Genomic DNA, 23540 nt, shown 5'->3' on the forward strand with positions numbered 1-23540 from the left:
GGCGTCCTGCTGCGTGTCCTGTTGCGTGTCCGGCGAAGGAGTGAGCGAAGATCGTCCAGGCACTTTAGCCGCTCACCCGGATCCGGCAACTTCCGTATCAACCTCGGCCGTTGGCGCCCTATTCGCGCAGGTCATCCCGGCTTTGCCGGTATCCGGTGGGGCGGCCGCCACGGAGAGCGCGAGGGACGCCGGGCGCTGCGCGGGCACCGGGGGCCGGACTTACGCCGCGGCGACCGGCTGCAACGCCGCGAACTCCAAAGGCGCCGACGGATCCACGGACACCTCCAGCGGGGCGGGCTCGGCGCCCGCCCGCACCAGCAGGTCGCCCACCGCCGCGATCATCGCGCCGTTGTCCGTGCACAGCCGCAGCGGCGGCACCCGAAGGCCGATCCCGGCCGCCGCACAGCGCTCCTCGGCCAGCGACCGCACCCGCGAATTGGCGGCAACTCCGCCCACCACGACCAGCGTGGAGACCTCGTGCTCGAGGCAGGCGGCCACGGCCTTGCGGGTGAGGACATCGGCCACCGCCTCCTGGAGCGAGGCCGCGCCGTCGGCGAGCGGGAGGGGCAGCCCGGCGGCGTGGTGGCGTTCCGCCCAGCGGGCCGCGGCCGTCTTCAGGCCCGAGAAGGAGAAGGCGAACCGGTTCCCGGGCGGGCTCGTGGACGGCGGCCCCGGAGTCAGCGGGCGGGGAAAGGGGACAGCGCGCGGATCCCCCTCGCGCGCTGTCCGGTCAATGGCCGGGCCGCCGGGATACGGCAGCCCGAAGACCCGGGCGACCTTGTCGAAGCACTCGCCGGCGGCATCGTCCAGGGTGTCGCCGAGGTGCACGATCGGGTCGCGCGCCAGGTCACGTACGAGGAGGAGGGAGGTGTGGCCGCCGGACACGATCAGGGCGACGCACGGGTTGGGCAGCGGACCGTGTTCCAGGGTGTCGGCCGCGACATGACCCGCCAGGTGGTGCACCCCGTACAACGGCACCCCCAGCGCATACGCCAGCCCCTTGGCCCCCGCCAGACCCACCTGAAGCGCCCCGGACAGCCCCGGCCCCGTCGTCACCGCAACCGCCCCGATGTCACCGGCCCGCAGCCCCGCATCGTCCAGTGCGCTCCGGACCACCGGGGTGAGGGAGTGCACATGGGCCCGCGCCGCGACCTCGGGCACCACCCCGCCGAACCGGGCGTGCTCCGCCATGCTCGACGCGAGCGCCTGCCCGAGCAGCCGGCCGTCGCGCACCAGCCCCGCACCCGTCTCGTCGCAGGATGATTCGATCCCCAGCACCACTGGCGAGCCCACCGAGCCGCTCCCCTCCGATCTCTCCCGGGTTCTTCTCCCTTGGCTGTAATTGCAAACTATATGCAATAAGGGCGGGTAGCGGCTGCCGGTGCCGCCGCTCCCCCAGCGGGCGGCAGCCGCGCACCGGTCAGTAGAGTTCGGCTCCCGTTCTCATCCCCTCCCGAACCCCGAGGTACCGGCAGTGAGCCCCGCACCACCCCTCTGCGTAGTCGGCATCGGAGCCGATGGCTGGGAGGGTCTGCCGGCCGCATCGCAGCGTGTGCTGCGCGAGGCCGACGTCCTGATCGGCGGGGCGCGGCAGCTGGCGCTGCTGCCCGGGGAGTGTGCGGGGAAGCGGGTGCCCTGGCCGTCGCCGCTGCGGCCCGCCGTACCCGGCCTGCTCGCCGAGCACACCGGGCGCCGGATCTGTGTGCTGGCCAGCGGTGACCCCATGTTCTACGGGATCGGGCGGACGCTGGGTGAGGTACGCGGCGAGGGGGCGCCCGAGCTGCGGGTGCTGCCGCATCCGTCCGCCGTCTCGTATGCCTGCGCGCGGCTGGGCTGGCCGGTGGAGGAGACGGAGGTCGTCACGCTCGTTGGGCGGCCGGCCGCGAATCTGGCCGGCGCGCTGTACGACGGGCGCCGGCTGCTGGTGCTGTCCGCCGGAGCCGACACCCCCTCCCAGGTCGCCGCGCTGCTCCGCTCCCACGGCTTCGGCCCGACCCGGATGCGGATCCTCGAACAGCTCGGCGGCGACCGCGAGCACACCGCCGAGGGCACCGCGGCCACCTGGGACCGGCCGCCCGGCGACCCCCTCAACGTCATCGCGCTCGACTGCGTCCGCGAAACCGAATCCCTCCGCCTCTCCCTCGTTCCCGGCCTCCCCGACGCCGCGTACGAGCACGACGGTCAGCTGACCAAGCGTCATGTCCGCGCCGCCACCCTCGCCGCGCTGGCCCCCGCCCCCGGCGAACTCCTCTGGGACATCGGCGGCGGCTCCGGCTCCATCGCCATCGAGTGGCTGCGCACGCACCGCAGTTGCCGCGCGGTGAGCGTGGAGCGCGATCCGGTACGGGCCGAGCGGATCGGCCGTAACGCCGACTCGCTCGGCGTGCCGTCGCTGCGCGTCGTACAGGGCCCGGCACCCGCCGCGCTCGGCGGCCTGCCGACGCCGGACGCGGTGTTCATCGGCGGCGGGCTGACCGCCCCCGGCCTGCTGGACGCCTGCTGGGAGGCGCTGCCCCCGGGCGGCCGCATCGTCGCGAACACCGTGACGCTGGAGTCCGAGGCACTGCTCGCCGACCGCTACCGGCGGCACGGCGGCGAACTCGTCCGGCTCGCCGTCGCACACGCCGTCCCGGTCGGCGGCTTCACAGGCTGGCGGCAGGCGATGCCGGTCACCCAGTGGGCGGCAGTGAAGCCCGCCCTTCCTACGGAGCATCTGGAGAACGAGGAACGTTGACTGTCCACTTCATCGGCGCGGGCCCCGGCGCCGCCGACCTGATCACCGTGCGCGGTGCCCGCACCCTCGCCTCCTGCGGCGTCTGCCTGTACGCGGGCAGCCTGGTGCCGCGCGAGCTGCTGGCCGAATGCCCGCCCGGCGCCCGGCTCATCGACACCGCGCAGCTCGACCTGGACACCATCACGGCGGAGCTGGTCCGCGCCCACGAGGAGGGCCACGACGTCGCCCGGCTGCACTCCGGCGACCCGTCCGTCTTCAGCGCCGTCGCCGAGCAGATGCGCCGCCTGGACGCCGCCGGAGTGCCGTACGAAGTGGTGCCCGGCGTCCCGGCGTTCGCCGCCGCGGCCGCCGCCCTCAAGCGCGAACTGACCGTCCCCACCGTCGGCCAGACCGTCATCCTCACCCGCGTCGCCCAGCGCGCCACCCCCATGCCCGAGGGGGAGGACCTGGCCACCCTCGGCCGCAGCGGCGCCCTGTTGGTTCTCCACCTGGCCGCGATGTACGTCGACCGGGTCGTCGCCGAACTCCTCCCGCACTACGGCGCCGACTGCCCCGCCGCCGTCGTCGCGATGGCCTCCCGCCCCGACGAACTCGTCCTGCGCGGCACCCTGGCCGACATCGCCGACCAGGTGAAGGCGGCGGGCGTGGTCCGGACCGCCGTGATCATGGTCGGGCGCACCCTGGCCGCCGAGCAGTTCCGGGACAGCCACCTGTACTCGGCGGGGCGGGAGCGGCCCTGAGGGGCTTCTCCGTACGTTGCCGGGTGCGGCGCCGTGGTTCTTGTCGCCGTTGCGCGCGCGAGGCGACGCGCAGCTGGGCAGGCACCCGGGGAACTACGCCGCCCGCTCCGTGCGGTCCCCGTCTTGGAGGACGCGCTCAGCAAGTACGACGACACCCACGCCAGGGACAAAAGCTTGTACCTGTCCTGGCTGGCCGACGCATACCTGTCCGCCGGAGAGATCGAGCGGGCCGCGAACATCATCGGCCGTGTACTGGATTTGTCGGCCGGCGTGGCGTCCGTCCGCCCGCGTCAGCGCATCGCACCGACCCTTCGACAGCTCAGCTCGCATCGCGGACTTCCGGCTGCGGCCGAAGTGCTGGACCGGGCAGGGGCCTGACTGGCTCAGTCTGTCGGGTCCGGTGCCGTGGTCGTTTCCACCCAACGCAGGTATGCCGCCGAACCGGTGACGATCGGAACCGCTGAGACTTCCGGGTTCTTCCATGGGTGATGCTCCAACAGGTGTGCCTCGATCTCGGCGTACCGGTCAGCGCGGGCCTTGAACAAGAGCTGCCACTCTTCCCCCGTGCCGAACTGGCCCTGGTGCCAGAACACGGAGACCACCGGCCCGATGATCTGCGCTCCTGCCGCGAGCCGAGCCGTCACAACCGACTGAGCCAGCTTCACAGCCGCCTCTCGATTCTCGGTCGCTGTGGACACCTGAAGAAAGTCAGCCATGCGGCGAGCCTATCCCCGCACCTGCCGTTCGCTGCCGCTATGTGTTCAGACCCATCCCGCAGGACAGTACCGATGTTTGTGGTGGGGTACGGACGCTGTTGCACCCTACGTTGCCGGTGGGGGCTGGTGTGGTGTTCCTGCCGCGGGTGGCGCGCGGGCGGCATACCGTCTCCCGTAACACCGCTCCGGCCGCCTACCCGCACGTCTGCGGCCCCCGCGGCTCCGCCCGCCCCACCACCATCCCCGCCCGGTCGATGCAGATGACATCGACGGCCACCGGGGCCCCGCGCAGCACCGCCAGCGCCTCTTCGCGGGCGGTGGCCGCCACCAGGTCGCCCAGCGGCACGCCCGCCGCGTCACACAACTGGAGCGCGGCCAGCCCCGTGTTGGCCACCGCCACCGCCCCCGCCAGCGCCTCGTCCGCCCCGGCCCGCCGGGCCAGCTCGGCCAGAAAGCCCTTGTCCACCTGCGACCGCGCCGAATGCAGATCCAGATGCCCGGCCGCCAGCTTGGACAGCTTGGCGAACCCGCCGCAGAGGGTGAGCCGGTCGACCGGGTGCCGCCGGATGTACTTCAGCACCGCCCCCGCGAAGTCCCCCATGTCCAGCAGCGCATCCTCCGGCAGATGATGGAGCGCGACGGCGACCTTCTCCGACGTCGAGCCCGTACACCCGGCCACATGCCGCCGCCCCGCCGCACGCGCCACATCCACCCCACGCCGGATGGAGTCGATCCAGGCCGAGCAGGAGTACGGAACGACGATCCCGGTGGTCCCGAGGATGGACAGTCCGCCCAGAATCCCCAGCCGGGGGTTCCACGTACTCCGCGCGATCTCCTCCCCGTGATCGACGGAGATCTCCACCTCGACGTCGGCTGCCGCTCCCGCCGCGCCGCCGAACCGTTCGGCCACCGCCGCCAGATGCTCGCGCACCATCTGCCGCGGTACGGGGTTGATCGCGGGCTCGCCGACATCCAGGGGGAGACCGGGCCGCGTCACGGTCCCCACCCCCGGCCCGGCCGCGAAGCGCACCCCGGACCCGGCCGGCAGCGCCCGCACCCGCGCCCGCACCAGCGCCCCGTGCGTCACATCCGGGTCATCTCCGGCATCCTTCACCACCCCGGCCATGGCGCTGCTCCGGCCGGGCGCCAGCTCTTCCACCGCGAGCGCGAAGGACGGCGTCTGCCCCTTCGGCAGCGTGATCGTCACCGGATCCGGGAACGCGCCGCTCAGCAGGGCCGTGTACGCGGCCGTACTGGCCGCCGTCGCACAGGCACCGGTCGTCCAGCCGTGCCGCAGCCCGGTATGCGCGAGCTGGGCCGCGCGGCCGCCTCGCCCAGTCCCCGTACCCTTCGATTGCGCATCAGCCACGGAGGAACCCGCCACCCATGACCCACGCAGCTCCCCACGTCCTGATCCTCGGCGGCACCACCGAGGCCCGCCGCCTCGCTGCCACCCTGGCGGCGGAGCCGGGCCTGCGCGTGACGACCTCGCTCGCCGGCCGGGTCGCCGCACCCAGGCTGCCCGCCGGGGAGGTCCGCATCGGAGGGTTCGGCGGCCCTGAAGGCCTCGCCCGCTGGCTGGGCGAGCACGCGGTGGACGCGCTCATCGATGCCACCCATCCTTTCGCCGGCACGATCAGTCACAACGCGGCCCAGGCGGCCGCCACCGCCCATGTTCCCCTGCTCGCCGTCCGCCGCCCCGGCTGGGTCCCCGGCCCGGGTGACGACTGGCACCCGGTCGCCTCCCTCGAAGAAGCGGCTGCGGTCCTCCCCACCCTCCCCGCCACGCGCATCTTCCTCACCACCGGCCGTATGGGCCTCGCCCACTTCGCCCACCTCACCGACCTCTGGTTCCTCGTCCGCTCGGTCGACGCCCCCGAACCCCCGCACCCGCCCCGGATGACCGCCCTCCTGGACCGCGGCCCGTTCACCCTGGAGGGCGAGCGCGAGCTGCTGCGTAACCACCGCATCGACGTCCTGGTCACCAAGGACAGCGGCGCGGCCGCCACCGCCGCCAAGCTGACGGCGGCGCGGGAGGCGGGCATTCCGGTCATCGTGGTGACCCGCCCGCCGACGCCGGAAGGGGTCCCGGAGGCGGCGGATCCGGCGGCGGCGGTGGAGTGGTGGCGGCGCCTTTCGGGGACGGCGCCGGGTCGGGCGAATTGATCGCAGAACAGGCCCAGTTGAGCGATACTGCCTGACGCCACGACAGCGTGAGGGGGACGCATGGACTGGGGGACCCTCGTCGCGACGGTGAGCGGCGGCCTGATGGCGATCTCCGGCACCGTCCTGGCGGATCGCCTCCGTCAACGCCACGAGACCGACCGCAGCAGCGAGGCACGTCGGCGGGCGGTGTACATCGAGTTCATCACCGCCGCCGGGGTGTGCCATACGCGGCTGCGGCGCATTGCCCAGGACCCGTTCGCCGAGCCCGATCTCGACGCTGCCGCCCGCGCGGCGCTGAACGACGCCGCGATCCACGAAGTACGCGAGCGGCTGTTCATCGATGCGACCACCGGCATCGCCGGCGCCGGGCAAGAGATGTTCGAGCGCCTGCGCGCCCTTCAGCGGGCGGTTGCCTCGGGCGCCGGGCACACGTCACCCGCCTTCCACGACGTCTACCACCCCTACCTCTCGGCCGTCTGGGCCTACCGCGTGGCGGTCCGCACCGAACTCGAGGGCGAGGCCCTGACGCCAGGGGTGTTCGGCTGGGACGAATGGGACGGCACGGACCGCTGCGCCCTGTGCCGGGAGCCCTTGAGTACCGCCCCGACGTCCGGGTGACCGAGAACAGCGGGGGACCGGCCGGGGGGCCTTTCGGTCGTCCCTGACATCGGTCTGCTGTAAACCGGCGAGCTGAGCCGCCGGACGGGTCGGCATTGCATGGCCGAAAATTTGGCCGGAATCGCGCGATGCATTCGAAGGTAATTCGAAAGCGATGCCGTAAGGTGCGACGTCGTCCAATGCGCAGGGGGCGCAGGACGTAACGGGGAAATCGGGGGATGAGTTTTGCCTGACATCAATATCGAACCTAAGTCGCTGCGCGCGGCCGCCGCTCATGGCGAAGAGATGTACGTCGGGATGGGTGCTGCCATAGGTGACTTAAGTGCATATCACCAGGGCGTGCCGGGGCAGGCGGAGGGGCTCGGTTTTGCCGCAGAGTTGATGAAAGTTCATCGCGCTTGGCATGGCCGACTCAATGACGTCGGGAAAGAATGCGGATCGATCGCGGTGGGTCTCCAGGTAACCGCTGACACGTATGAAAAGAACGAAGAGGCAACCGCCCAGTCGTTCAGCCGGAAGCCTGCGCAGTCAGCCCACCACGACAGCCCTTTTGGATGATGCCCGATGAGTCTGACCTTTCAACAACTGAACGATCTTCGATTTTCTGCACTGGAGAGCGCCAAGGAGGAGTGGGCGAAGGCCTCCTCGCGACTCGCGGGTTACGGTGATCGAGTCGACAGTCATATGCGTCGGCCCTTGTACGACTGGCAGGGGGGTGCGGCTGATGCTGCTCAGTCGCGCATGAAGAGACTCAATGAGAACTTCCAGTTCGCATCGCAGGAATGTGCGCTGATTCGGACCAGCATAGATGGTGCCGTCACTGAACTTCAGGCGATACGGAAGCTGCTTCATGCGATGCTGGACAAAATCACCCGAGCGGGCTTCAAAGTCACCCCCAACGGGGAAGTGGTCTACGCGGATGAGGGGGATGCGCCCGGCAGCGATCCCGATCCGGCGGCGCAGAAAAAGGAAGAAGAAAGGAGGGTTCGTCAAAAGGAGATAATCGACGCCCTGCGAGCTGCCATTGAGGTGGACGATCGATACGGCATTGCGCTCTCACGGCTATTGGTCGGCCGAGGGCTGAAAGTTGACGGCCTGGAGTCGCAAAGAGATGCGTCCTTGATCTCCAAGGCCGCGGTTCGTGGGATCGGGCTGGACGGGGCCAAGGCTCCCGCGAAGGGCACAGACCCGAAAAAGGTCCACGACTGGTGGAACGGGCTGAGCGACGAAGAGCGGGAGGAACAGCTGGCGCTGAATCCAAGCGCCATCGGAAATCTCGACGGGATACCTGCAAAGACTCGCGACAAGGCCAATCGCGTTAATCTTGACCGACTGATAGCTATGCATCCGGAGCCCGTACCTTACGACGCAAGGAAGCAGCACGACGGCTTCAAAGCGATCAGGGACCGTCTGGTGAAGGACACCGGGCGGGAGCCGGAACCGCTGCTGCTCGGCATCGGGCCGGAGGGGCAAGGGCGGGCCATCTTGTCGTATGGAGATCCTGACACCGCGGATGATGTTGCTGCCTATGTGCCGGGTCTTAACACCGAGCTCTCGAACGTGGCAACGGACGACGGGGATCGCGCTAAGAATGTCTGGGAAGCCGCCCAGGATCCTGAATCGAATCGTAAAACTGCCTCAATTGTCTGGCTTGGATATGACGCTCCGCAGATCGACGTAGACCAAGGGTTTAACGAAGATGACGTTGCAGTTGCTGGTGAAGCGCGCGGCAGGCGGGGCGGTGCCGACTTTGGAAAGTTTCTGGATGGGGTCCAAGCTACCCACCAAGGTGACCGGCCGCATGTAACGGCGATCGGTCACAGTTACGGGTCGTTTACGCTGGGTCAGGCGGCGCAGCGCGCGGGTGGAATTCCTGCCGACGACATTATTTTTGTTGGCAGTCCTGGGACCGGAGCGCAGAGGGCTGAGCAGCTGGGTGTTGGGGCGGATCACGTGTGGTCCGGGGCGGCTGAGAACGACCCCATTACTCATGCACCTTCCGACAGCGAAAAGATGTTTGGGATCGTAGGTCATATCCTCGACCCGCATGAGTTGCATTTTGGTCAGGACCCGGCCAGTGGAGCATTTGGCGGGAATCGATTCGCTGTGGATCCCGGTGGCTTGGATGCACATTCCAGTTACTTCGATGAAAATTCAGAATCACTGAATAATATGGGAAGAATTGTGTCCGGCCGAACGGATGACGTCACCACCCAAGAGGAGCGGTGAGCGTGAAGAGTCGACGAACGGTATGCATGGGAGCCTCTGGCGCAGTCTTTGTGGCATCTGGCTTTTTTGTAGGCTGTGCCGCGCCGTTGAGCGGTCCCTCGATGGACGTGGCGGAGGCGGTTAAAAAGATTGACTCCGCTCTGGACGGCACCGTCGCGGTGGTCCACCCTTCCCTTAAGTGGAGCGACGGGCCGGCCAGCATGTCGCAACACAGGAACTCGCTTACGAATAAGGTGAACGGGGAAATTACGGTCGGCAGGACTCGCTATGTGCGTACCAGGTTCTCGAAGGCGAAGATTGCGGTGCTCGCCAAGGTTGTCGAAAAGCGCTGGAAGGCGAAGGGGTATGAGCTTGAGTTCGAGAACCGTAAGGGGACTTCTTTTCGGTACAAGACGCCCGAAGGTGTTTTGATCTATTTCTCGGGGGGTGGTGACTACAGCGTAGCTTTTGAGGCCAGTATTGCGGATACCAAATATCCGGGCCACAGTGGCGAAATCGACCACGGGGACTATCCCAACGGCCTTACCGATATCTCCCCCAACTTCCGCGACCCCTACTGGTCCAAGTAGCCGCCGCGCGCACAACCGACGGCCCCTGCCCAACCCGGCAGGGTCCGTCGGCCCGTTCTCACCCCTCCGGATACCTCCGAGGCGTCCACACCACGTCCCGGTCCGTCCCGTCCTCGCGCCGTACCGCCTGTGTCTGCGACGAGCCGATGATGAGCAGGGTGCGCATGTCGACCTGGGTGGGGTCGAGGTCGGCGAGGCGGACCGTGCGGACGGATTCCTCGGGGCCGCCGATGTCGCGGCCGAGGATGACGGGGGTGTCGGGGGCGCGGTGTTCCAGGAGGAGTTCGCGGGTTTTGGCGACCTGCCAGGTGCGGCTGCGGGAGCCGGGGTTGTAGAGGGCCAGGACCAGGTCGGCGGCCACCGCGGAGCGCAGGCGTTCGGCGATGACGTCCCAGGGCTTGAGGCGGTCGGAGAGGGAGATGACCGCGTAGTCGTGGCCGAGGGGGGCGCCGGCGCGGGCCGCGGCGGCGTTGGCGGCGGTGACGCCGGGCAGGACGCGTACGGGGACGGAACGGTAGGGGTCCTGGGAGGCGACTTCGAGGACGGCGGTGGCCATGGCGAAGATGCCGGGGTCGCCGCCGGAGACCACGGCCACCCGGCGGCCGCGCCGGGCCAGGTCCAGGGCGAGTTCGGCGCGTTCGGACTCGACCTTGTTGTCGGAGGCGTGGCGGCGCTGGCCGGGGCGTACCGGGACGCGGTCGAGGTAGGTGGTGTAGCCGACGAGGTCTTCGGCGGCGGCCAGCGCACCGCGGGACTCTGGGGTCAGCCAGAGGGGGCCGGCCGGGCCGGTGCCGACGACCACCACCTCACCCGAAGCCGGGTCGTCCGCCTCGGGCGCCGGGTTGGCGATCCGGCTCGGCACGACGGCGACGGAGAAGTACGGGACGGTGTCGGAGTCGATGGCGTCCAAGCGCTCCGTGCGTTCGCCGGACATGGTGGCGCGTTCGACGTAGCAGGCTTCCGGGAGGCGGCCGGAGCGCTCCATGGCGCGGCGGACGGTGGGGAAGGTGCGGCCCAGCTTCATGACGACGGCGGCATCGGTGGCGGCCAGGCGGGCCGTCAGTTCCTCTTCCCCGAGCGTGCCGGGCAGGATCGTCAGGACCTCGTCGGCCTCGGCGAGCGGCTTGCCCAGGCGGGCCGCGGCGGCGCTGATGGAGGTGACGCCGGGGATGACCTCGGTCGGGTAGCGGTGGGCCAGCCGCTTGTGCATGTGCTGGTAGGAGCCGTAGAAGAGCGGGTCGCCCTCGGAGATGACGGCCACGGTGCGGCCGGCGTCCAGGTGGGCGGCGAGGCGGGCCGCGGCCTTCTCGTAGAACTCGTCCAGCGCGCCCCGGTACCCGCCCGGGTGGTCGGTCGACTCGGTGGTGACCGGGTAGACCAGCGCTTCCTCGATGTGGTCGGCGCGGAGGTGCTCGGCGGCGATGGACCGCGCGATGGAGCGTCCGTGCCGGGCGCTGTGATAGGCCACCACATCGGCCTGGGCGATGACCTGTACGGCCCGTACGGTCATCAGCGACGGGTCGCCGGGGCCCAGCCCCACGCCGTACAGACGGCCCGCGGTCTCCATCGGCCCCACGGCCCCGGTCATCTGCTGTTCGCTCACGCCGGCGTCGGCCTGCTGCTCGCTCACGCTTATTCTTCCTCGCTCGCTATGGCGTTGATCGCGGCCGCGGTCATGGCGCTGCCGCCGCGCCGCCCGCGCACCACGATGTGGTCCAGCTTCGACGGGTGGGCGATCAGCGCGTCCTTGGACTCGGCCGCGCCGATGAAGCCGACGGGTATCCCGATGACGGCGGCGGGGCGGGGCGCGCCCTCCTCGATCATCTCCAGGAGGCGGAAGAGGGAGGTGGGGGCATTGCCGATCGCCACGACGGAGCCCTCCAGGCGGTCCCGCCACAGTTCCATGGCCGCGGCGCTGCGGGTGGTCCCCATCCGGGCGGCCAGGTCCGGGACGGAGGGGTCGGTGAGGGTGCACACGACGTCGTTGTCCGCGGGCAGCCGCTTGCGGGTGACGCCGCTGGCCACCATGTTGGCGTCGCACAGGATCGGTGCGCCGGCGCGCAGTGCCGTACGGGCGGCGGCCACCACGCCGGGGGTGTAGGCGAGATCGCGTACCAGGTCGACCATGCCGCAGGCGTGGATCATCCGGACCGCGACCTGGCTGACATCGGCGGGCAGGCCCGCGAGGTCCGCCTCGGCGCGGATGGTGGCAAAGGACTGGCGGTAGATCGCCGCGCCGTCCTTCTCGTAGTCGAACACTGTCACTGCGCCCTCGGGGTGGTGGGAGTTGCGGGGGTCGATGGAGCGGTGGCGGCGGCTTCGGGGCGTACGAGGGAGGCCCGGTAGCCGCCTTCTGCGCCGGCGCCGGCCAGGATGTCGATATACGCGCCCCCCTGCGGATGGCCGCAGCGGCGCTCGCACCCCGACCAGTACACGGGCAGGCCCTCGCCCGCCGCGGGCACGGGGACGGTGCCGCTGGTCACGGCGTACGTCGCGTCGGCGCGTACGTCGGTACGGGACTTGGCGCAGCCGGGGAGGCCGGTGCAGGCGCCGATCCGGTACCAGGGGGAGTCGGGGTCGGTGATCAGCCCGGCGGCGGCCAGTTCGCGCAGCCGGGGGGCGGCGGTTGCGGCCGGCAGTCCGGGGATGATGACGCCGCGCCAGGGGGTGAGCCGGAGGTCGCCGGCGCCGTGGCCGGCCGCCGTGGCCGTCAGCAGACGCCATTGGGCGAGGGAGAGGCGGCCGAGCGGAGCGAGGACGGAGAGGGCGCGGCGGCCGTCGGGGCCCTCGATGACGCCGGGGGCGGCGGGGCCGGCCTTGTCCGGGTACGCGGCGCCGCCCGCCCGCGCCGCGACGTACTCCGCCCCGATACCGGCCGCCCGAAGCCGCTCCGCCACTCCACGCGCCGTCAGCGCATGCCCGGCCGGCAGTTCCCGTACCCGCCAGGCACCGGTCCCGGCGGTCTCGGCGGCCGCGAGAAAGGCCTGGGCCGCGGCGAGTGCGGCGCGCGGCACATCCGCCCCGGCGATCCGTACCGCCGCCGCGTCATCCCCCACCCGCAGCAGCGCGCCGAGGTCACCGTCGGCGTCCTTCTCTGCGACCAAGCTCACATCCCCGCCGAGCCCCGCCACATCGCCCCGCCCGCCGTCCAGGACGAACAGAAACCGGCCGGAAAGGGCCGCCGCCGACGCGCTCGCGCACAGCAGCGCGTCCAGCCGCCGAGCCCACAACCGCACGTCAGGCGGGGTGTGATGGTCGAGTCCCGCGAGGGGGGAGGCGAGGATGTTGCGGATGCGTTCGTGGCGTTCGGAGGGAAGCAGACCGGCGTCGCGCAGCAGGGTCGCGAGGCGGGCGCCACAGTCGTCCGGCAGACCGCGCAGTTCCACGTTTCCCCGGGACGTCAGGGAGAGGTGGCCGTCGCCGAGCCGGTCCGCGGCGTCACCCAGCGCTACCGCCTGACGTACCGTCAAGTCGCCTGCGGGCACGCGTACTCGTGCCAGGTGCCCGTCCGCGGCGGAGTGCAGCCGCAGCGCTCCCGGACAGGCGTCACCGCGGTCCCGTACGGGTGCTTGGGCCCCACGGGGGCGCGGTGAGGGGGAGGGCGGCATGGCGGCGAGCATACCCACGACGGTGCGCCGCGGATCCGGCCCGCAGGAGGGATCCGGCCTCGTCCCGACGCCCGCTTACCTCACCCACCCCCGGCCCCTTACTATGCAGGTCGGTGGGCCGGCTGGCCCGCCGGACGCCAGCGACGGCGCCGGGCTCCAGGGCCCGAGGGAGGAAGCCCGGTGAGAATCCGGCGCGGTCCCGCCACTGTGAACCCGGCCGGTGCCGGGCGAGCCAGGAACTCCCGCCGTCCTTACGACCACCCGGGGCGCGGACACCCCGAGGAAGGCCTGCGCTCGCATGCTTCTGCTGCTGTCGACCTCCGACACCGACCTGCTCAGCGCCCGCGCTGCCACCGGGCCCGTGCCGTACCGGCTCGCCAACCCCGCCCGCCTCGGTCTCGATGAGCTGCCCGCGCTCCTGGAGGGCACCGACCTCGTCGTCGTACGCCTCCTGGGCGGCATCCGCGCCTGGCAGGAGGGACTGGACCTGCTGCTCGCCGAGGACCAGCACCGGCCGGTGATCGTGCTCACCGGTGAACAGGCGCCGGACGCCCAGCTCATGGAGCAGTCCACCGTCCCGGTGGGCATCGCGGCCGAGGCGCACGCCTATCTGGCGCACGGCGGCCCGGCCAACCTCGACCAGCTCGCCCGCTTCCTCTCCGACACCGTGCTGCTCACCGGCCACGGCTTCGAGCCGCCCGCCCCCGCACCCACCTGGGGTCCCCTGGAGCGCGAGGCACGCGACACCGACGGCCCGACCATCGCCGTGCTCTACTACCGCGCCCACCACATGAGCGGCAACACCGGCTTCGTCAGCGCGCTGTGCGAGCAGATCGAGGAGGCCGGCGGCCGCGCCCGCCCGCTCTTCGTCGCCTCCCTCCGCGCCCCCGAGCCCGAGCTGATCGACGCCCTGCGCTCCGCCGACGCCATCGTCACCACAGTCCTCGCCGCGGGCGGCACCAAGCCCGCCGAGGCCTCGGCCGGCGGCGACGACGAGTCCTGGGACGCCGGCGCGCTCGCCGCCCTGGACGTGCCGATCCTCCAGGCCCTGTGCCTGACGGGCTCGCGCGCCGCCTGGGAGGAGAACGACGAGGGGCTCTCCCCGCTGGACGCCGCCTCGCAGATCGCGGTCCCCGAGTTCGACGGGCGGCTGATCACCGTCCCGTTCTCCTTCAAGGAGGTCGACGAGGACGGCCTCCCGGTCTACGTCGCCGACCCCGAGCGCGCCGCCCGGGTCGCCGGCATCGCCCTACGCCACGCCCGGCTGCGGCACATCCCGGCCGCCGAGAAGCGCCTGGCGCTCGTCCTCTCCGCGTACCCCACCAAGCACTCCCGTATCGGCAACGCGGTCGGCCTGGACACCCCGGCCTCCGCCGTCGCCCTCCTGCGCCGCCTCCGGGCGGAGGGCTACGACTTCGGTACGGACGAGGTCCCGGGGCTGGCCTCCGGCGACGGCGACGAGCTGATCTACGCCCTCATCGAGGCCGGCGGCCACGACCAGGAATGGCTCACCGAGGAGCAGCTGGCCCGCAACCCGGTCCGTATCCCGGCCGCCGACTACAAGCGCTGGTACGCCACCCTTCCGCAGGAACTGAGGGAGTCGGTGGAGCAGCACTGGGGGCCGCCCCCGGGCGAGATGTTCGTCGACCGCAGCCGCAACCCCGACGGCGACATCGTCCTCGCCGCCCTGCGCCGCGGCAATCTCCTCATCCTCATCCAGCCGCCGCGCGGCTTCGGTGAGAACCCGATCGCGATCTACCACGACCCCGATCTGCCGCCCTCGCACCACTACTTGGCGGCCTACCGCTGGATCGCGGCCTCCGCCGACGACGGCGGCTTCGGCGCCGACGCCATGGTCCACCTGGGCAAGCACGGCAACCTGGAATGGCTGCCGGGCAAGAACGCCGGGCTGTCCGCCGCCTGCGGGCCCGACGCCGCCCTCGGCGACCTCCCCCTCATCTACCCCTTCCTGGTCAACGACCCCGGCGAGGGCACCCAGGCCAAGCGCCGGGTGCACGCCACCCTCGTCGACCATCTCGTTCCGCCGATGGCCCGCGCCGAGTCCTACGGCGACATCGCCCGGCTGGAACAGCTCCTCGACGAGTACGCCGCGATCTCCTCCATGGACCCGGCCAAGCTTCCCGCCATCCGGGCCCAGATCTGGACGCTCATCCAGGCCGCCAAGCTCGACCACGACCTCGGCCTGGAAGCCCGCCCCGACGACGAGGGCTTCGACGACTTCCTCCTGCACGTCGACGGCTGGCTGTGTGAGGTCAAGGACGCCCAGATCCGCGACGGCCTGCATGTCCTGGGCGGTGCCCCGGCCGGCGAGGCGCGCGTCAACCTCGTGCTCGCCATCCTGCGGGCCCGCCAGATCTGGGGCGGCACCTCGTCCCTGCCCGGCCTGCGCGAGGCGCTCGGCCTGGACGAGTCCGCGGCGACCCGTACGACGGCCGACCAGGCCGAGGAGACGGCGCGCGCCCTGGTCCAGGCGATGGAGGACGCCGACTGGGACCCGGCGGCGGTGGCGTCCGTGGCCGACGGGTACGGGGAGCAGGTCCACGCCATCCTCGACTTCGCCGCCCGTCAGGTGGTCCCCCGCCTCGCCTCCACCACCGACGAACTCGACCATGCCGTGCACGCGTTGAACGGCGGCTTCGTCCCGGCCGGCCCGTCCGGCTCCCCGCTCCGTGGCCTGGTCAACGTCCTGCCGACCGGCCGTAACTTCTACTCCGTCGACCCCAAGGCCGTCCCCTCCCGCCTGGCCTGGGAGACCGGCCAGGCCCTGGCCGACTCCCTCCTGGAGCGCTACCGCACCGACAACGGCGACTGGCCGGAGTCGGTGGGCCTGTCCCTGTGGGGCACCAGCGCCATGCGCACCTCCGGCGACGATGTGGCGGAGGCCCTGGCACTCCTCGGCGTCCGCCCCGTGTGGGACGACGCCTCCCGCCGCGTCACGGGTCTCGAGCCCCTCCCCCTCGCCGAGCTGGGCCGCCCCCGCATCGACGTCACCCTGCGCATCTCCGGCTTCTTCCGCGATGCGTTCCCGCACGTCATCGGCCTCCTGGACGACGCCGTACGGCTGGTCGCGGGGCTGGACGAGCCCGCCGCCGACAACTTCGTCCGGGCCCACGCCCAGGCCGACCTCGCCGCCCACGGCGACGAACGCCGCGCCACCACCCGCATCTTCGGCTCCCGCCCCGGTACGTACGGCGCGGGCCTGCTCCAGCTCATCGACTCCCGCGACTGGCGCACCGACGCCGACCTCGCCGAGGTCTACACGGTCTGGGGCGGCTACGCCTACGGCCGCGGGCTGGAGGGCCGCCCGGCCCGCGACGAGATGGAGACCGCCTACAAGCGCATCGCGGTCGCCGCCAAGAACACCGACACCCGCGAACACGACATCGCCGACTCGGACGACTACTTCCAGTACCACGGCGGCATGGTCGCCACCGTCAAGGCGCTCAAGGGCAAGGCCCCCGAGGCGTATATCGGCGACTCCACCCGCCCCGAGACGGTCCGCACCCGCTCCCTGGTCGAGGAGACCTCCCGCGTCTTCCGCGCCCGCGTGGTCAACCCCCGCTGGATCGAGGCGATGCGCCGCCACGGCTACAAGGGCGCCTTCGAGCTGGCCGCCACCGTCGACTACCTCTTCGGCTACGACGCCACCACCGGCGTCGTCGCCGACTGGATGTACGACAAGCTCGCCCAGACCTACGTCCTCGACCCCGAGAACCGTGCCTTCCTCCAGGACGCCAATCCCTGGGCCCTGCACGGCATCGCCGAGCGCCTCCTGGAGGCCGAATCCCGCGGCATGTGGGAGAAGCCGGACGCCGCGACGCTGGCGGCGCTCCGCGAGGCCTTCCTGGAGACGGAGGGCGAGCTGGAGGGGGAGGACTGACCGTCCCGCCCTAGGGGCCCGCCGTTTGGATCGGGTCGGGCTCGCGGTCTGGCAGCTTTGCGACCTGGCCGTGGGCCCGTCGGTTCACCGGCCGGCTCGCTCGTCGGCCTCCCCGTCGGTTCAGCGCACCTGGCCGGCGGTGATGGACCCGTTGCTGGTGGTCAGGTCCAGCGTGACACCGATGTCACCGGAGCCGGTGGTCACCTCGACCTCGCCCACGTTGGTCAGGCGAACCGCCCCGTTCGAGGTCGACCCGCTCACCGGGAGCCCCGCGGGCAGCTCGACCGTGTAGCTCACCGAGCAGTCGTCGCCGCAGCCGCCGAGCACCAGGACGCCGTCCTCGACGCGGTGCGTGGCTCCCGCCGGCCGGTCGCCGTGGTAGGTGACCGCGCGGTGTACCGACACCTTGCCGCCGGCCTTGCCGCCGCGCAGCGTGACCCCGCCGGAGGCGGTGTCCAGCCGTACCGCCGTGATCTTCTTCGCCACCACGGCGTCGTCCTGGAAGGAATCGCCGGGGAGCCGGCCGTGCTGCGCCCTGCGTCCCCTTCGGCGAGGCTAGGCGGGCCGTCGCGCCCCCGGCCATGGGGCAAACCCCCGGCTTGTGGTGCGGCTTGCCCCATGTGCGGCCGACGCGCCGTGGTGCGACGATTTTTGTGGGGGCGGTACGAGCGCTGCGTGGGGACGTACGAGGAGGCTTCCGGTGACCGAGCAGAAGATGTGGGACGCGGAGATCAGCATCACCGAATCCGGCAGTGAAATACGGGCCGAGGCCAGGCTGAAGGGTAAGGAAGGCGGGCAGATGGTCGGCCAGGGGACGGCCCGTCGCAATCCGTCGGATGAGGATGTGCCCGCCATCGGGGACGAACTCTCGGCGGCACGGGCGCTGTCGGACCTCAGCCATCAGCTGCTGCAGAGGGCCGCGCATGACATCGAGGTCCACACCGACAAGCCGGTGGAGCGGCTGCGGTCCTGAGGGATGGACGGGACAAGCACGGCAGGGGATGCCCGGCGCGGCGGTTCATGAACTTCTCATGACGGGCACCCCGTGCCTGCATGGCACGACATGCCACGCGGGCGTAGGTCCCCGTATGCCCTCTTCAACGCACGGCGCCGTGATGGCGGCGCTCACACTGCTCCTTGTCGTTGCCGCGGTCGCGGCATACCGGCGAACAACTCCCTGGGCGTGGCGCTGGGAGCTCTGGTGGGGTGGGCGGCCGTCCGGGGGTGCCGCGCCTCCCGGGCGACGGCCGGCTGACGAAGGCGGTACGAGCACCCGGGACCACCACGGACCAGCCCCGGGCGGCCCCCGGACTACCCCCCGGCCGCCTCCTTCACGAAGTCCGGCCCGACTGTCAGTGTCACCTCGCCCGGTGTCGCCCCGGCCGACTCGTCGGCCTTGGTGCCGTGCAGATGGCCGGAGAGGACTTCTGCCTGGGTCTTCAGGGCGGCGGGGTAGGTGATCGTGGTCTTGTCCGTGGCGGGGGCGTTGCCGGTCGCAGTGACCGTGAAGCCGAGCTTGCGCAGTTGTTCGGCGGCGGTGGCGGCCTGGCCGGGGGTGCCGGTGCCGTTGAGGACACGGACCCGTACGGAGTGCGCGGTCACCGGGTTCTTTGCGGCCTCGGCGAGCTTCTTCTTGCCGGTGGTGCCGATCTCGCGGTCGTGGGCGATATCGCTGAACAGGTCGGCGGCCTGCGGGTACTGCCAGACCACATTGGCGTGGTCGGTGGGGACGTCGGCCTCGCGGTAGTAGTTGGGGACGGTCACGAACGTGAGCCGGTCGCTGGGGATGTCCTTGACCGTCGAGGCGAGGCTGGTGAGCGGATCGAGGCCCCTGAGGTCCTTGTCGGTGATGACGGACTTGGTGGCCGACTTGAGGAAGTCGTAGAGGGCGGTGGGGTTGGTCAGCTTGTCCTGGGCCTTCTTGCCCAGCGCCTTCATGAACTCCTGCTGGCGGCCGATCCGCCCGAGGTCGGAGCCGTCGCCGACGCTGTAGCGGGTACGGACGTAACCGAGCGCCTTCTCGTCCCGTACGGTCTGGCAGCCCGCCTCCAGGTCGAGGTGGGCCTTCTTGTCGTGGATGGCGTGCTTGGGGCAGACCTCGATGCCGTCCAGGGCGTTGACCATGCCCTTGAAGCCCTGGAAGTCGATCGAGGCGAAGTTGTCGATCCGCAGCCCGGTGTTCTGCTCGACGGTCTTGATGGTGCAGCTGGCGGCCTTGCCGACGTCGCCGCTGTCGCCGCCGATGGAGAACGCCTCGTTGATCTTGAAACTGTGAGGCGTGGACCTCGTGCCGTTGCCGCGGGTGCAGGCGGGGATCCGCACCCAGGAGTCGCGCGGGAAGGAGAGCGCGGTCGCCCACTTACGGTTGGCGGCGATGTGCAGCACCATCAGCGTGTCCGACTGCATGGTGGTCAGGCCCTTGCCGTACTTGGCGTTGGCGCCCGCGCGGCTGTCGGAGCCGACAAGCAGGATGTTCTTGGAGCCGGGGCTGAGGTTGGCGGGCCGGTCGCCGTCGACCCCGATGTCCACGCCACGGAGGTTGCCGTCCAGCTGGACGTACGCCCACACGCCGACGCCGCCCGCGCCGAGCAGCAGTGCGCCGATCACGCCACCGGTCCAGGCGAAGATCCGGCCGCGGCGGGTCATCCGGACCTTGCCGGAGCGGCGGGACGATCCGGCGGTCCCGTCCGCGGATCTGGCGCCCTTCGCGGCCCGGCGGGATCCGGCGGCGCGGCGGGACGCGGCGGGTGCGTCACCCGACCGGGACGCGCCGGATCCGAGGTCGGCCCGTCGGACCCCCGTCAGCTGTTGGGTCTGCCTGTCATCCACGCCGGTGGCCCTTCTGGTCCTTCAGATGCTTCGTATGCGAGGAGGGGCCGGCGCCGGCGGCCGTGCGCGGCAGGGGGCCGCGGGCCGTCAGATTCCGGTGTTGGGGAGCAGCCGTACGGCCTCCGGGTCGTAGCGCAGCCACTGCGGGGGCGGGCCGCCGGGCACGGTGCGCAGTCGGCACCACACCTCGCCCGTCCCGTCCGTCCACCAGGCGCTGATCCGTCCCAACTCCCATGTGCCGTCGGGGTATTGGACCTCCACGGGTTGATAGACCCATCGCACCTCCCCGTCTGGAGGCGGGCAGTCCCAGGTCAGGAGTCCGCACCTCGTCGCCATCTCCCCCTCCGGCCGCGCGTGTTGCGCATGTGTGGGACGCAAGCCTACCGACAGTTTCTACAGCGCTGTAGAAGTTGATCGAGAAGTCGGCCGGTGTGCGACGGATCACAGCTCCGGGCGGGCAGCTGGAGAGTACTGGCGCTAAGTCTGCCTTCACAGCGGCGTTGCCGCCTTCAGAACGACGAACAGGGCTACCGCCGCGTTCAGCGCGGAGAGGGCGGAGGCGGCGGTGCCCGCGGCCGCGACGAGGGCGGCCAGGCCCGCCGGCGTCAGCGCGGGCGGCCAGCTGCGGGCCGGCGGTACCGGCGCCAGCAGCGCCGCCACCCGCCGCGGCACCGGCCCCGGTTCGGGCGCCGCGAAGTGCGCCAGCCCCGGATACGGCGCGGGGCGGGCTATCAGTGCCGCCTTGCCCACCGCACGGGCGGTCAGCCGCCGGTCGCCGACCACCCGCGCGGCCTCCTCGTCCGCCCACCGCTCGGTGCTGAAGGCGACCGCCGAACGCAGCGGAAGGAGCAGGGGGTTGACGCAGCCGGCGAGGCGTACGGCGAGCAGGTAGCGGTGGTGACGGCAGTTCAGATGGGCCCGCTCATGCGCGAACAGGGCGCGCCGCTCATCGCCGTCCAGGCTGCGCAGCATGCCCCGGGAGACCGCGATCCGGCCGGGCCTGCCGGGGCGGCCGAAGCGGCCGGGGGTGCCGGGCACGGCGTAGGCGTACGGATCGTCGTCGGGCAGCACCGCGGTGTCCGAGCCGCCCGGCAGCACCTCCAGCGCGCGGTGCGTACGGGCGCGGATCCGGCGGTGGCGGCGCAGCGCGGCCCCGCACACGGTGAGCGCGGCGGCCAGCGCGAGGATCGCGGCGGCGCCGGCGACCTCGGCGCCGGGCACCGCGGCCCGCACCTCCGGGTCGGACCAGCCGTCGGGCAGCGGGTTGCCGGGCAGTTGTGCCGTCCCGACGACCACCAAGAGCCCCAGGCAGAGCGTGCTGCACAGGCCGAGGACGGCGGCGAGCAGGGTCAGCAGGCGGGTGCTGCCGCGCGGATGGAGATGCTGCTCCGCGAGCCGGGCGATCGGCAGCACGGTGAGCGGCAGAACGAGCGGCAGAAACACGAAGACACCCACCGGTCAGCCTCCGCGCGCTTCCGGGTCCGCACCGAGGGCCGGGTCCTCGCCCGTCGCGCGGTCCAGGAGGGTGCGCAGCAGCTGCTCGTCGTGGGCGGAGAGCGCGGAGACGAAGCTGGTCAGGACGGCATCCCGGTTCGGCTCGCCGTCCAGGACGCGGCGCATCCGCAGCGCGGCCAGCCCGGCCTCGTCGGCGGCCGGCGTCCAGACGTAGGAGCGGCCGACGCGTTCGCGGGTGGCGGCCCCTTTGGCGTGCAGCCGGGACAGGATCGTCATCACGGTCGTGTACGCGAGGTCGCCGCCGAGCCGTTCCTGTACCCAGGCGGCGGTGACGGGGTCGGGCGAGGAGTGCAGCGCGCCGAGCACCTGGGCCTCCAGCTGGCCCTGTCCGCGGCGCCGGGAGCGCTGGCGTCCGGAGTCGCCGAACGGGCCGCCGAAGGAATCACCGAGGGAACCGCCGCGCGCGTTTCCGAAGGGCGTGCCTCCCATGCCGTCGCCTCCCGTCGCGCCGGGGTGTCCCGCTGGCCGGGACGTCGGGGCATCCTATCGGCGCCCTCGCGCCCGGCCGGGGAACCGGGATGTGGCCGATGCCGCCGGTCCCGGGCCATCAACTTCTACAGTCCTGTAGTTTTTGAAGTTCCGCACGGTGACGGGCACCGGCACCGGGATCGACGCCGGGTCCGACACCGACAAGCCTGACACGGAGGGAAACCATGGGAGTCTCGCTGGCCAAGGGCGGCAACGTCTCGTTGTCGAAGGAAGCGCCCGGACTGACCGCGGTCACGGTCGGCCTCGGCTGGGATGTGCGGACGACGACGGGCACCGACTACGACCTGGATGCCAGCGCCCTGCTGTGCACCGAGGCCGGCAAGGTCGCCTCGGACGCGCACTTCGTCTTCTACAACAATCTCACCAGCCCCGACGGTTCGGTCCAGCACACCGGCGACAACCTGACCGGCGAGGGCGACGGCGACGACGAAGCGGTCAACGTCACGCTGTCCGCCGTACCCGCCGAGATCACGAAGATCGTCTTCCCGGTCTCCATCCACGACGCAGAGAGCCGCAGCCAGAGCTTCGGCCAGGTCCGTAACGCGTTCATCCGCGTCGTCAACCAGGCGGACGGGGTGGAGCTGGCCCGCTACGACCTGAGCGAGGACGCCTCGAGCGAGACCGCGATGGTCTTCGGTGAGCTCTACCGCAACGGCGGGGAGTGGAAGTTCCGCGCGGTCGGGCAGGGTTACGCGTCCGGCCTGGCCGGCATCGCGGCCGACTTCGGCGTGAACGTCTGAGGCCGTGAGCGTCTGAGATGCGGGAGGGGCGGGAGTGGGGCGCGGCGCCCCCTCCCGCCCCTCGTGCTCAGAGGTCGAACTCCGCCGGCGCGATGTCCAGCGCGAAGCACACCTCGCGCACCACGCCCTGCTCCGTCTTGTCGAAGTCGCCGTCCGCGCCGCCGATGACGATCCCGATCTGGACGACGGCCCGCGCCTCGACCGGCTTCTTCTTCACCTTCCCGATCTCCTGCATCACCCCGACCTTGCCGAAGTCGAAGTCGGCGGTGAGCTTGTCCAGGTAGCCGTCGAAGCGCCGCTGCAGATCGTCCGCGGCGAAGTTCTGCAGCACCTCGTTGGTGGCGATGAGCTGGGCCACGCGCCGGCGCTCCGTCGGGTCGACGGTTCCGTCCGCGGCCGCCACCAGCGCGCACATCGCCATGCTCGCGTCCCGGAAGGCGCCGCTCTTGAGGTCGTTCTTCTTGGCGACGAGCTGGGTCTGCATCGTCTGGGCGGAATCCTTGATCCGGTCCCACAGGGCCATGGGTCTCTCCTTCGGTCGCACAGGTCTGGTGGTCAGGTCAGGTCGGGTCAGGTCTGGTCGCGTGGATCTGGTCACGCGGATTTGGTCATGCGGATTTGGTCATGCAGAAGTAAAATCTACAGGCTTGTAGAAGTTACGGAGAGGGGCCCTCAGCGCATGAAAT

Annotated in this window: 23 protein-coding genes and 1 riboswitch; of the genes, 11 read left to right on the forward strand and 12 right to left on the reverse strand. The window is 71.2% G+C overall.

The genetic code is table 11. The features are described from left to right. Positions 1 to 219: 219 nt before the first annotated feature. Positions 220 to 1293, reverse strand: coding sequence for a tRNA (adenosine(37)-N6)-threonylcarbamoyltransferase complex transferase subunit TsaD (gene tsaD / locus ACZ4S3_RS14255; protein ID WP_467932004.1), 1074 nt, complete (start codon positions 1291 to 1293; stop codon positions 220 to 222). A 181-nt stretch (positions 1294 to 1474) separates the two neighbouring features. Between tsaD and cbiE the strand changes: the two genes are divergently transcribed. From cbiE to ACZ4S3_RS14270, 3 genes are all read left to right on the forward strand, one after another. Then, positions 1475 to 2734: a precorrin-6y C5,15-methyltransferase (decarboxylating) subunit CbiE gene (cbiE, locus tag ACZ4S3_RS14260; protein ID WP_467932005.1), complete on the forward strand. Its 1260-nt coding sequence runs from the start codon at positions 1475 to 1477 to the stop codon at positions 2732 to 2734. Continuing rightward, on the forward strand, positions 2731 to 3474 hold the full coding sequence (gene cobM, locus ACZ4S3_RS14265; protein ID WP_467932006.1) for a precorrin-4 C(11)-methyltransferase: 744 nt from the start codon (positions 2731 to 2733) through the stop codon (positions 3472 to 3474). The genes cbiE and cobM overlap by 4 nt, the downstream gene beginning before the upstream one ends. 123 nt (positions 3475 to 3597) lie before the next feature. Then, a complete protein-coding gene (locus ACZ4S3_RS14270; protein WP_467932007.1) occupies positions 3598 to 3852 on the forward strand; it encodes a hypothetical protein in 255 nt (84 codons plus the stop codon). A 5-nt stretch (positions 3853 to 3857) separates the two neighbouring features. Here ACZ4S3_RS14270 and cutA read toward each other — a convergent pair whose 3' ends face one another. Both cutA and ACZ4S3_RS14280 read right to left on the reverse strand, forming a co-directional pair. Next, the gene (cutA, locus tag ACZ4S3_RS14275) at positions 3858 to 4190 is read right to left on the reverse strand and encodes a divalent-cation tolerance protein CutA (RefSeq protein ID WP_467932008.1); all 333 of its coding nucleotides are present in this window, start codon (positions 4188 to 4190) and stop codon (positions 3858 to 3860) included. A 193-nt stretch (positions 4191 to 4383) separates the two neighbouring features. Beyond that, positions 4384 to 5559, reverse strand: a complete 1176-nt coding sequence (locus ACZ4S3_RS14280; protein WP_467932009.1) for a cobalt-precorrin-5B (C(1))-methyltransferase — start codon at positions 5557 to 5559, stop codon at positions 4384 to 4386. Between the two features lie 17 nt (positions 5560 to 5576). On the opposite strand from ACZ4S3_RS14280, the gene ACZ4S3_RS14285 reads away from it, so the two are divergent. From ACZ4S3_RS14285 to ACZ4S3_RS14305, 5 genes are all read left to right on the forward strand, one after another. Then, a complete protein-coding gene (locus tag ACZ4S3_RS14285) occupies positions 5577 to 6356 on the forward strand; it encodes a cobalt-precorrin-6A reductase (protein ID WP_467932010.1) in 780 nt (259 codons plus the stop codon). 60 nt (positions 6357 to 6416) lie between these two features. Continuing rightward, the gene (locus tag ACZ4S3_RS14290) at positions 6417 to 6974 is read left to right on the forward strand and encodes a CchlQ (RefSeq protein ID WP_467932011.1); all 558 of its coding nucleotides are present in this window, start codon (positions 6417 to 6419) and stop codon (positions 6972 to 6974) included. Positions 6975 to 7199: 225 nt separating this feature from the next. Then, on the forward strand, positions 7200 to 7532 hold the full coding sequence (locus ACZ4S3_RS14295) for a hypothetical protein (RefSeq protein ID WP_467932012.1): 333 nt from the start codon (positions 7200 to 7202) through the stop codon (positions 7530 to 7532). A 6-nt stretch (positions 7533 to 7538) separates the two neighbouring features. Further along, on the forward strand, positions 7539 to 9203 hold the full coding sequence (locus ACZ4S3_RS14300) for an alpha/beta hydrolase (RefSeq protein WP_467932013.1): 1665 nt from the start codon (positions 7539 to 7541) through the stop codon (positions 9201 to 9203). Beyond that, positions 9200 to 9772 carry a hypothetical protein gene (locus ACZ4S3_RS14305; RefSeq protein WP_467932014.1) on the forward strand — a complete coding sequence of 191 codons (573 nt, stop codon included), beginning with the start codon at positions 9200 to 9202 and terminating at the stop codon, positions 9770 to 9772. The genes ACZ4S3_RS14300 and ACZ4S3_RS14305 overlap by 4 nt, the downstream gene beginning before the upstream one ends. 58 nt (positions 9773 to 9830) lie before the next feature. Here the strand turns inward: ACZ4S3_RS14305 and ACZ4S3_RS14310 are convergent, their stop codons facing one another. Genes ACZ4S3_RS14310 through cobG form a run of 3 tightly spaced genes read right to left on the reverse strand, consistent with a single transcriptional unit; the run spans position 9831 to position 13380 of the window. Further along, positions 9831 to 11360: a precorrin-2 C(20)-methyltransferase gene (locus ACZ4S3_RS14310; RefSeq protein ID WP_467932511.1), complete on the reverse strand. Its 1530-nt coding sequence runs from the start codon at positions 11358 to 11360 to the stop codon at positions 9831 to 9833. 44 nt (positions 11361 to 11404) lie between these two features. After that, positions 11405 to 12037, reverse strand: coding sequence for a precorrin-8X methylmutase (locus tag ACZ4S3_RS14315; protein WP_467932015.1), 633 nt, complete (start codon positions 12035 to 12037; stop codon positions 11405 to 11407). Continuing rightward, positions 12034 to 13380, reverse strand: coding sequence for a precorrin-3B synthase (cobG, locus tag ACZ4S3_RS14320; RefSeq protein WP_467932016.1), 1347 nt, complete (start codon positions 13378 to 13380; stop codon positions 12034 to 12036). The genes ACZ4S3_RS14315 and cobG overlap by 4 nt, the downstream gene beginning before the upstream one ends. A 169-nt stretch (positions 13381 to 13549) precedes the next feature. Then, positions 13550 to 13622, forward strand: a riboswitch (cobalamin riboswitch). A gap of 56 nt (positions 13623 to 13678) precedes the next feature. Here cobG and cobN point away from each other — a divergent pair. Next, positions 13679 to 17281, forward strand: a complete 3603-nt coding sequence (cobN, locus tag ACZ4S3_RS14325) for a cobaltochelatase subunit CobN (protein ID WP_467932017.1) — start codon at positions 13679 to 13681, stop codon at positions 17279 to 17281. 120 nt (positions 17282 to 17401) lie between these two features. On the opposite strand, the gene ACZ4S3_RS14330 is transcribed toward cobN, so the two are convergent. After that, the gene (locus tag ACZ4S3_RS14330) at positions 17402 to 17770 is read right to left on the reverse strand and encodes a hypothetical protein (RefSeq protein ID WP_467932018.1); all 369 of its coding nucleotides are present in this window, start codon (positions 17768 to 17770) and stop codon (positions 17402 to 17404) included. A 211-nt stretch (positions 17771 to 17981) separates the two neighbouring features. On the opposite strand from ACZ4S3_RS14330, the gene ACZ4S3_RS14335 reads away from it, so the two are divergent. Continuing rightward, positions 17982 to 18254 (forward strand): DUF1876 domain-containing protein, encoded by a 273-nt coding sequence (locus tag ACZ4S3_RS14335; RefSeq protein ID WP_467932019.1) that lies wholly within the window; start codon positions 17982 to 17984, stop codon positions 18252 to 18254. Between the two features lie 338 nt (positions 18255 to 18592). Here the strand turns inward: ACZ4S3_RS14335 and ACZ4S3_RS14340 are convergent, their stop codons facing one another. The 4 genes from ACZ4S3_RS14340 to ACZ4S3_RS14355 form a co-directional block, all read right to left on the reverse strand. Then, entirely contained in the window at positions 18593 to 19927 is a 1335-nt protein-coding gene (locus tag ACZ4S3_RS14340) for an LCP family protein (protein ID WP_467932515.1), read from the reverse strand. Between the two features lie 270 nt (positions 19928 to 20197). After that, on the reverse strand, positions 20198 to 20371 hold the full coding sequence (locus ACZ4S3_RS14345; RefSeq protein WP_467932020.1) for a hypothetical protein: 174 nt from the start codon (positions 20369 to 20371) through the stop codon (positions 20198 to 20200). Positions 20372 to 20599: 228 nt separating this feature from the next. Further along, positions 20600 to 21565 carry a M56 family metallopeptidase gene (locus ACZ4S3_RS14350; RefSeq protein WP_467932021.1) on the reverse strand — a complete coding sequence of 322 codons (966 nt, stop codon included), beginning with the start codon at positions 21563 to 21565 and terminating at the stop codon, positions 20600 to 20602. Between the two features lie 3 nt (positions 21566 to 21568). Then, entirely contained in the window at positions 21569 to 22054 is a 486-nt protein-coding gene (locus ACZ4S3_RS14355; RefSeq protein WP_467932022.1) for a BlaI/MecI/CopY family transcriptional regulator, read from the reverse strand. A 224-nt stretch (positions 22055 to 22278) separates the two neighbouring features. Between ACZ4S3_RS14355 and ACZ4S3_RS14360 the strand changes: the two genes are divergently transcribed. Next, entirely contained in the window at positions 22279 to 22854 is a 576-nt protein-coding gene (locus tag ACZ4S3_RS14360; protein ID WP_467932023.1) for a TerD family protein, read from the forward strand. Between the two features lie 67 nt (positions 22855 to 22921). On the opposite strand, the gene ACZ4S3_RS14365 is transcribed toward ACZ4S3_RS14360, so the two are convergent. Next, the gene (locus ACZ4S3_RS14365) at positions 22922 to 23377 is read right to left on the reverse strand and encodes a tellurite resistance TerB family protein (RefSeq protein ID WP_467932024.1); all 456 of its coding nucleotides are present in this window, start codon (positions 23375 to 23377) and stop codon (positions 22922 to 22924) included. Positions 23378 to 23540: the final 163 nt, after the last annotated feature.

The organism is Streptomyces sp. NPDC028368 (assembly GCF_055565615.1).

What these genes read in the sequence shown, in the direction of transcription:
- cutA (WP_467932008.1), bottom strand. Translation starts at nt 4,190, where the DNA reads ATGGCTGACTTTCTTCAGGTGTCCACAGCGACCGAGAATCGAGAGGCG.
- ACZ4S3_RS14285 (WP_467932010.1), top strand. Translation starts at nt 5,577, where the DNA reads ATGACCCACGCAGCTCCCCACGTCCTGATCCTCGGCGGCACCACCGAG.
- ACZ4S3_RS14290 (WP_467932011.1), top strand. Translation starts at nt 6,417, where the DNA reads ATGGACTGGGGGACCCTCGTCGCGACGGTGAGCGGCGGCCTGATGGCG.
- ACZ4S3_RS14300 (WP_467932013.1), top strand. Translation starts at nt 7,539, where the DNA reads ATGAGTCTGACCTTTCAACAACTGAACGATCTTCGATTTTCTGCACTG.
- ACZ4S3_RS14310 (WP_467932511.1), bottom strand. Translation starts at nt 11,360, where the DNA reads ATGACCGGGGCCGTGGGGCCGATGGAGACCGCGGGCCGTCTGTACGGC.
- cobG (WP_467932016.1), bottom strand. Translation starts at nt 13,380, where the DNA reads ATGCCGCCCTCCCCCTCACCGCGCCCCCGTGGGGCCCAAGCACCCGTA.
- cobN (WP_467932017.1), top strand. Translation starts at nt 13,679, where the DNA reads ATGCTTCTGCTGCTGTCGACCTCCGACACCGACCTGCTCAGCGCCCGC.
- ACZ4S3_RS14340 (WP_467932515.1), bottom strand. Translation starts at nt 19,927, where the DNA reads ATGACCCGCCGCGGCCGGATCTTCGCCTGGACCGGTGGCGTGATCGGC.
- ACZ4S3_RS14355 (WP_467932022.1), bottom strand. Translation starts at nt 22,054, where the DNA reads ATGGGAGGCACGCCCTTCGGAAACGCGCGCGGCGGTTCCCTCGGTGAT.
- ACZ4S3_RS14360 (WP_467932023.1), top strand. Translation starts at nt 22,279, where the DNA reads ATGGGAGTCTCGCTGGCCAAGGGCGGCAACGTCTCGTTGTCGAAGGAA.
- ACZ4S3_RS14365 (WP_467932024.1), bottom strand. Translation starts at nt 23,377, where the DNA reads ATGGCCCTGTGGGACCGGATCAAGGATTCCGCCCAGACGATGCAGACC.